Genomic DNA, 3,578 nt, shown 5'->3' on the forward strand with positions numbered 1-3,578 from the left:
GTTCCGAGGGGCCGGGGGTGGGTGCCGCCGTCACCGTCAGTTCGACGGTCAGGGTGGCGCCGCCGGTGGTGGTGATGCGGAGCAGGAAGGTGCCGGCGGCGTTGTCCGCGTACAGCTTCGGCAGTTCGAGCAGGCCGTTCGCGTCCGTTTCGAGGCCCGCGAGGGTGCGGACCGGCTTGCCGTCCGCGTCCTTGAAGTAGGGGCCCTTGTCGTTCACCGTCGCGTTGTCGGCCGAGGTGATCAGGGTCGCGGTGGCCGCGACCCGGTCCGCGACGGCGCCGCCGTTCGTCGCGACGACCTCGACCTGGTCGGCGAACTCGCCGCCCGCCACACAGGTGAGCGGGATGGTGCCGATGCGGGTGAGGGTGTCGGCGGTGCGGGCGGTGACGGTGGCCGAGTAGTCGAGGCCGCTGACCATACGGCCGACGACGAGCGCGCGGACCGTGAAGGTGCCCGTCTTCTCGCCCGCTTCCAGTACGGGCGCGACCGCGATTCCGGCGCTGTTGGTGACGACCGTGGCGACGTTCTCACCGCCGGTGAAGGTGGTGTCGGTGTCGCCGACGATCGTGAAGCGGATCCTGACCTTGCCGACCGCCTTGCCGGCGGCGGTCTCCGCGCGCGTGCTGATCTTCTTGGCGAACACGTCGCCCGCCGTCGCGGTGAGCTTGGCGGTACCCGCGTCCTCCAGGTGGTCCACCGTGTCGGTGGGCGTGGGTATCGGGACCGGCACGGTGGGCTTCCCGGGCTTCGCCGGGGGCCTGGTGGGCGTCCCGGGCCTGCTCGGAGTGGGGTCGGGGCTCGGCTTCGCCGGAGACGGCTTCGCTCCGGGGCGCGCCCCGGGCTTGTTGTCGCTGCGGCCCGCCGGCAGCTTGCCCGTGCCGTCCGGGACCTCGTGGGTGCCCTTGCGGTAGTACTCCAGCCACGACAGGACGAGGTTCAGATAGTCCGTCGAGTTGTTGTAGCTGAGGATCGCCCGGTTGAGATCGGCCTGCGTCGACAGGTCCCAGCCGTACCGGCACAGGTAGTTCGCGGCGGCGAGGGCGGCGTCGTAGACGTTGTTGGGGTCTTTCCTGCCGTCGCCGTTGCCGTCGCGGCCCGCCCACGCCCAGGTCGACGGGATGAACTGCATGGGCCCGACGGCCTGGTCGTAGCCGCTGTTGCCGTCGTACGCGCCGTGGTCGGTGTCCTTGATGAGCGCGAAGCCGTTGCCGTCGAGCTGCGGGCCGAGGATCGGGCTGAGCGTGGTGCCGTTCGCGTCGACCCTGCCGCCGCGGGCCTGGCCGGACTCGACCTTGCCGATGGCCGCGAGAAGCTGCCAGGGCAGGTTGCAGCCCGGCTTGGCCTTGCCCAGCGCCGCCTCGGCCTTCTTGTAGGCGTCGAGGACGGTCGCGGGTATGCCTGCCTCGGCCTCGCCGAGCGAGACCGGCGTGCCCATGACGGACGACTGCGTCGGGCTCGGACTGGGGTTCGGGCTGTGGAGCGGCGGAAGGTCCGTGTAGTACGGCGAGTTGCCGGTCGCGCTCGCGCTGCCGCCGGACGTCGCCGCCTCGGGAGTGGGCTGGGAGTCGCTGGCGGTGGCCTGTCTGCCCTGGTCGTCGACCGTCGCCCCCGGAGCCTGGGACGCGGACAATGCCGCGACCGCGAGCGCGGCCACGGCGGTCGTCGCCGCCCCCTTGCGGAGCCTCCTGCCGATGTACGCCGCCATACAGAGAACCCCTCCCGAGGGTGACGAACCACCCTGTTCCGCCTGTTTTCATCCGGTGTGGGTCAGCTTTGCAAACCGGCCATTTCGCCCGATTCCACGCCTTGTTCGCGCATTCCGCCTGCCTTGCGCTTCCCTGTTCGACCATGCTCCCCAGCAGGCCGACCCAGGCGACCCTACGACAACTTGTGTTGCACGGACACCCGTTCGCGCCCGATATTCACCGATTGGCCAACTGTGATTCTGTCGCGCTTCGCGAACGCGGGTAACCCGCGCGCGCCCTTCCGCTTGCCCCTTCGGCCGCCCTTTCCGCCACCCGCCGCAGCCAGCGGCGGTCCCGCATACTGGACACCGGTGATCACCAGGGCGGTTCGACCCCGTCAACATCCGCTCCAGGGAGCCCTCTTGCCGTTCACTCTCAGCCATGCGGCGGCCGTACTGCCCGCCGTGCGCGCCGACGGAACCGGACGCGGCCGACTGATACCGGCGGTTCTCTTCGCCGGCTCGTTCTCCCCCGATCTGACCTACTTCGCGGCAAGTGTCCTGCCCGGAGCGATGGAGTTCGGCAGTTTCACCCACTCCATACCTGGCGTCCTCACCTTCGACGTGGCCGTCGCCTGGGCGCTGGTAGCCCTGTGGCTGCTCCTGCGCGAGCCGCTGGTGGCCCTGCTGCCACGCGCCCGGCAGGGCAGGACGGCGACTGTGCTGCGCTGCGGAACGCCCCGCGCGCGGGTGACACCCGCACTGGCGCTGCGCTGGTACGCGTCGGCCTCCTTCGGCGCCCTGACCCATGTCGTCTGGGACGCGTTCACGCACCACGACCGGTGGGGGGTGCGCCTGTTCCCCGTCCTGGACCGCACCCTGGCGGGCTCACCGCTGTACTGGTACCTGCAGTACGGCACTTCGGCGCTGGCCGCCGTGATCATCGCCGGGTTCGTGTACCACGCGCTACGGCGGACCGGCGCGGGCGAACCGGTGGGCGTGCCGGTGCTGTCGGTACGGCACCGGTGGCTGGCCTGCGCCGTGATCGGCGGCTGCGCGACGGTGGGCGCGGTGCAGCGAGTGGTGCGCTGGCGGGCGCACTGGGGCGCGACGGCGAGGCCGTGGGAGGTGATCCCGACGCTGTGCTTCGGAGTCGGCGCGGGCCTGCTGGCGGGGCTGGTCGTGTACGCGGTGGGCGTCAGGGCCTGGCGTCCCGGTGAGCGGACGGGGGCCACCGCTCCGGGGGACCACGACAACCGTACGGAGGGTTCCGCGGAGGGGAGCGCGGCGGATCACGCGGGCGGGCGTACGGCCTCCCGCTGACCGCCGCGGAGCGGTCGGCGCAACCAGCCGCGCCCCCGTCCCGCCCAGCGGCGCAAGGCGTGGGCGCGGCGGGACGTCAGGAGACCGGAGCGCGGGCCGAGGCCCACGGGGCGAAGGCGGACCGAGCGCAGACGGGCGGGGCGAAGCCGGGCGGCCGGCGCGAGTACGCGACGAAGCGCGGCCGTACGGCGTCCCAGTGGCGCGGAGAGGGGGCTGCTGCCGGGAAAGCGGGCGGTGCTCGCGTCGGCCGCGAACACCGGCACCCGGGAGGTCCGCGTGGGGGCCGTACGGCGGATGAGCGTGCGTATACCCATGCCCGCATCCTGGCTGGCGGGCCCGGGCAAGGCGTGTTCGCGAGGGCCACGCGGGTGACGGGCCCTCCGGGGCCGGGCGGGGTCCTGTGCGGCCGGGGTTCGGGGCCCGCCGGACCGGGAGACCGGCCACTCGCACGACCCGGGTCCGAGGCCCGCCGGACCAGGAAACCAGCCACTCACCCAGCCCGGATCCGAGACCCGCCCGACCAGGAAACCAGCCACTCGCACGACCCGGGTCCGAGACCCGCCCGACCAGG

General features: G+C 72.6%; 3 protein-coding genes. 1 reads left to right on the top strand and 2 read right to left on the bottom strand.

Annotation, left to right across the window (positions count from 1 at the left end; genetic code table 11):
• The coding region (locus tag AOK08_RS10540; RefSeq protein ID WP_055525226.1) for a lytic transglycosylase domain-containing protein at positions 1 to 1,705 on the bottom strand (1,705 nt) is incomplete at its 3' end.
• A 402-nt stretch (positions 1,706 to 2,107) separates the two neighbouring features.
• On the opposite strand from AOK08_RS10540, the gene AOK08_RS10545 reads away from it, so the two are divergent.
• A complete protein-coding gene (locus AOK08_RS10545) occupies positions 2,108 to 3,007 on the top strand; it encodes a DUF4184 family protein (RefSeq protein ID WP_055525227.1) in 900 nt (299 codons plus the stop codon).
• Here the strand turns inward: AOK08_RS10545 and AOK08_RS45645 are convergent.
• Positions 2,977 to 3,321, bottom strand: coding sequence for a hypothetical protein (locus AOK08_RS45645; protein ID WP_157876638.1), 345 nt, complete (start codon positions 3,319 to 3,321; stop codon positions 2,977 to 2,979). The genes AOK08_RS10545 and AOK08_RS45645 overlap by 31 nt on opposite strands.
• Positions 3,322 to 3,578 lie beyond the last annotated feature (257 nt).

The organism is Streptomyces graminilatus (assembly GCF_001418565.1).
In the GTDB taxonomy this organism is placed as follows: Bacteria; Actinomycetota; Actinomycetes; order Streptomycetales; family Streptomycetaceae; genus Streptomyces; species Streptomyces graminilatus.